Source organism: Trichocoleus sp. ST-U1, assembly GCF_039961835.1.
Taxonomy (GTDB): Bacteria; Cyanobacteriota; Cyanobacteriia; order Cyanobacteriales; family FACHB-T130; genus FACHB-T130.
Genome location: NZ_JAMPJZ010000153.1, coordinates 1 through 4,100, shown reverse-complemented (window position 1 = coordinate 4,100; position 4,100 = coordinate 1). Strand labels below are relative to the sequence as shown.

Here is a 4,100-nt window from a genome sequence, read left to right as displayed (position 1 = left end):
CTTCGTCAACTTGGTCTGCGGCTTGATTGCCTACTGTCACCAGCCCAAGAAGCCTTCCCTGCTCATTGATGCGGCTTTGCCTGCTTCTGCTTAACCCGAACTGACGTTAGTTAAATTAGTGGATATCTACGATTGATAAAAGCTAAAAATGACAGAAGCAACAGTTGTTCGCCGCGATCGCTTATCCAATACCGCACCAAAAATTCATTACCAGGTGGCGATACGGGAGCCGGAATCGCATCTTTTTGACGTAACTTTTACCGTACAAAACTGGCAGTCACCGATTCTCGATTTAAAATTGCCCGTTTGGACTCCTGGTTCCTACTTGGTGCGCGAGTATTCTAAACATTTGCAAGACTTTTCGGCTGATTCCAGCGAACAACCTTTAGCGTGGCGCAAGCTTAGCAAAAATCACTGGCAAATAGAGACAAACAGTGTGTCGGAAGTTACGGTGCGTTACCGAATGTTTGCCAATGAACTAACAGTGCGAACCAATCATTTGGACGGGACTCACGGTTATTTTAACAGTGCTGCTCTGTTATTTTATATACCCGAATTTGAAAAACAACCCATTCTAGTGACGATTGTGCCGCCCAAACCCGAATGGCGCGTCACAACTCCATTACCCACGGCGGATGGGCAAGCGAACACCTTCCAAGCGCCCGATTTTGACACGCTGGTGGATAGTCCTTTTGAGATTGGTTGCCACCAGTTGTATCATTTTGAAGTTTTGGGAAAAGCTCATGAGTTAGCCATCTGGGGACAGGGGAACGCCGAACCAGAGCGGATTATTGAGGACACGCAGAAAATTATTGGGGTGGAATCCCAGATATTTGGAGGTTTACCTTATGACCGATATGTGTTTCTGTTGCATTTAGCTTCCACGGGTGCTGGAGGTTTGGAACACAAGAATGCTTGCACGTTGAATTACAATCGCTTTGGTTTCCGCGATCGCGAGAAGTACAATCGCTTTATGCAGCTGGTCGCCCACGAGTTCTTTCACCTGTGGAACGTGAAGCGCATCCGTCCCAAAGGATTGGAAGTGTTTGATTATACTGGGGAAAACTATACGCCTTCTCTGTGGTTTAGTGAGGGGACGACCAGTTATTACGACTTGGTGATTCCGTTCCGGGCGGGAATCTATGATGCAAAGTCTTTCTTGAAGGAGTTAGGCAAGGAAATCTCGCGGTTACAAACGACACCAGGGCGGCTGGTGCAACCGGCGAGTGAATCGAGTTTTGATGCCTGGATTAAGCTGTACCGACCGGATGCAAATAGTGGGAATTCCCAGATTTCCTACTATCTGAAAGGGGCGATGGTATCCTTTTTGCTGGATTTACTGATTCGAGGGCGTCATAGCAATCAGCGATCGCTTGATGATGTGATGCGGCAAATGTGGCAGCAGTTTGGACAGCCGGAAACCGGCTTCACTCCAGAACAATTGCAGCAAGTTATAGAATCGGTGGCTGAAGAGGATTTGAGCGACTTCTTTAAGCGCTACGTTGACGGAACTGAAGAGTTACCCTTTGACAAATATCTGAACCCCTTCGGTTTGCGGTTAGTGGTTGAGGAAGAGGAACCCGTTCCTTTTCTCGGTGTGACGGCGAAGACGGAGAATGGGCGCGAGGCGATCAAATTTGTCGAAGCGGGTTCTCCAGCGCAGTTAGCAGGAATTGATGCGGGAGATGAATTGCTAGCAATTGACGGCTTCCGAGTGACGGCACTTTCTTTAAGCGATCGCTTGAAAGACTACCAACCGGGTAATACGATTCAGGTAACGGTTTTCCATCAAGATGAACTTCGGATGCCACTGGTGACGTTAGCAGATCCGCGCCCAAGTGCTTACAAAATTGTGCCAGTGGAGTCTCCTGACGACGCCCAAAAACACAATTTTGCCAAGTGGTTGGGATCGGGATTCTAATGGGCGAACCGACAAAGTCGGCGCTTCGCGATCGCATTTTCACATTCAGTTATCGTGAGAATGCGATCGCTTTTTCTTCTCCTAGAGGGCGATTTTTTCAGTCGGATTTGACGGATTAGGAGATGATTGCTCGATTCGCACATCCAGAGTTTGTCCACCGTTTACATGATTGTTCCAATCTCAATTTGATGTCTGGGATCGATCGCACGTCTCAACCCAAGTGGCTGAATACACGACGCAAATTTATGAAAGCATACCTACGCGCCAAAGTGAGTAAGGGCGGCGCGGAACGCGATGAACCAAACCGAGAGGGTAGCGAACAGATAGAGGTAGAACCGAAGCATAACGAGATTGAATGTACAGTGGACGGCGCTATGCAATCCGCGAACCCCAACGAAGATCTACGCAGCGGTTACGTACACTATATCTACTTGTTTTGTGACGAAAAGGTAGAGTACGAGCGCATAGAAAAGTACCGGAATCTCGAACAGATTTTTTAGGTTATCTGATGGATTGGATACGTTTCGCGGCCAGATTTGCACGGGTGCGCTAGATGCAACAAGGTCTTGCGGACGGATCTTCTGGCTTTTGATAAAACCGATCCGACGAATGTACATATACACCCAGACTAGGAGTGTCAGAAACAGTGTTGCAAAAAAGGGACTAAAGATTGCCTCTTGTGTCATCTCTACCTCTTAAACTTGTTCATTATGCCGATGATTGAGCGATAGGCTGCGCCATACACGATGGACAAGGCTTGAAGAAACGTAGAGTAACGAAAACCCGATCAAAGGGTGTAGTATCTCTAGGTGCAAAGGACTCTTGAGATGAACGCTGAGAAATTGTAGCCCCAGCAGCACGGGTAAACTCGCAGCGAGGCGTTGTATTTGAGGTGAAAATGGGGTGATAAATGACCATCCTAGTAATAGAAATGACAGTCCACCATACCCTCGGACTAACCAAACGTGAATATTCCACCATGCAGGGCTAATAAAGTAGGCAATTCCGACTGTTAATAATTGAGTAATCAAGCATAGGTTAAAGACCACTGAAGTCGCATAAAAGCCGACCTGCATCGCGCAGATAGAAGTGCGCTCGATTTCTGGATTGATAGTCATATCAGGGGATTATTGAGATTAAAGCTAATATAGGCTGAGCGCCTTAATGCTTCTAGACCTCGATCGGGTACACTTTAGACCCCTTCACGTATGACAAATTCCTTAGAGCCTCTGTTGTCAGCCATTCGCCAAACCCATAGCAAATCCGACCTGCGATCGCAAATCGCGCCAAAAATTGGTGAATATTTTGCAGCGAAACGATGGGCAATTTTTTTTCTTTAACCAACTGCTCTTAGGCGATCGCAATTTTCAAAAAATCTTGAAAATTGCACTCTCAATTGAGCATAACCCTATGGCGCGTTACTTAGCAGAGCGCTATGCTCCGGTTCACGAAGCATTAGTGACAACCCCCAAGACTTGGAAATTAATCTGTCCTCGTCCAGATCACTGGCATGTGATGGCGGGACCTATCATCAATCACGGTCAAATTGTGGGCGTAGTCGGCTGCACACGTGAAAAGGTAATGCCTGCTTTTGATAGCGAAAATCTAGTCGATTTAGGTGCCATCTGCCTGCACTTATCGAGTTGGGTTGCAACAGTGGATTCACAAAGCATTTTTGCAGGAAAGTCACAGCACCAACCGTTTAATAGCGGTTTCCTTCAGAACGGCAAAGCCGAACGTTTAACAGCTCGTGAGTTGCAAATTGCAGAATTGGTGGCGTTGGGGCAAACCAACGCGGAAATTGGCAATCAACTTTGGATTACTGAAAATTCCGTGAAGCAAGCTTTAAAGCGAATGTTCCGTAAGCTTGAGGTTTCATCCCGTGCAGAGATGGTTGCACAGCTTTCAAATACAAGGCTTCATTCATCCAGGGCAAACTCAGATTTATTTAACTCGGTGCTGAATTCCCACTCATCACCTTTCGGTTGTGTTTTCACTAAAGATTAAGTGGTTCGACAGTTTCGATCAGCGGCTGCTAAAGGCTGTGTGACTTAACAAACAGCTGTTATAGCAAGCGAAGCAAGGGTTAGGAAATAATAGAAAGGAGTGAACAGGAGAAAAAAATGCCCGCTCCCTACAGTTACGACGTGAGAATAAAAGTAATAGGGGCAATAGATGG

At 46.7% G+C, this 4,100-nt stretch carries 4 protein-coding genes and 1 pseudogene; 3 read left to right on the top strand and 2 right to left on the bottom strand.

The genetic code is table 11. The features are described 5' to 3' along the window. Nucleotides 1-148 precede the first annotated feature (148 nt). Nucleotides 149-1,921 carry a M61 family metallopeptidase gene (locus NDA06_RS26320; protein ID WP_190987222.1) on the top strand — a complete coding sequence of 591 codons (1,773 nt, stop codon included), beginning with the start codon at nt 149-151 and terminating at the stop codon, nt 1,919-1,921. A gap of 122 nt (nt 1,922-2,043) precedes the next feature. Continuing rightward, on the top strand, nt 2,044-2,421 hold the full coding sequence (locus NDA06_RS26315; protein WP_190987224.1) for a hypothetical protein: 378 nt from the start codon (nt 2,044-2,046) through the stop codon (nt 2,419-2,421). Here NDA06_RS26315 and NDA06_RS26310 read toward each other — a convergent pair. After that, complete coding sequence (locus NDA06_RS26310; protein WP_348251943.1) at nt 2,323-2,538, bottom strand: hypothetical protein; 216 nt, start codon at nt 2,536-2,538, stop codon at nt 2,323-2,325. The two genes, NDA06_RS26315 and NDA06_RS26310, sit on opposite strands and share 99 nt — an antisense overlap. 78 nt (nt 2,539-2,616) lie before the next feature. Next, on the bottom strand, nt 2,617-3,039 hold the full coding sequence (locus tag NDA06_RS26305) for a DUF6220 domain-containing protein (protein ID WP_190987223.1): 423 nt from the start codon (nt 3,037-3,039) through the stop codon (nt 2,617-2,619). Between the two features lie 90 nt (nt 3,040-3,129). Here NDA06_RS26305 and NDA06_RS26300 point away from each other — a divergent pair. Beyond that, nucleotides 3,130-3,928 (top strand): annotated as a pseudogene (locus NDA06_RS26300) (LuxR C-terminal-related transcriptional regulator). The last annotated feature ends 172 nt before the right edge of the window (nt 3,929-4,100 follow it).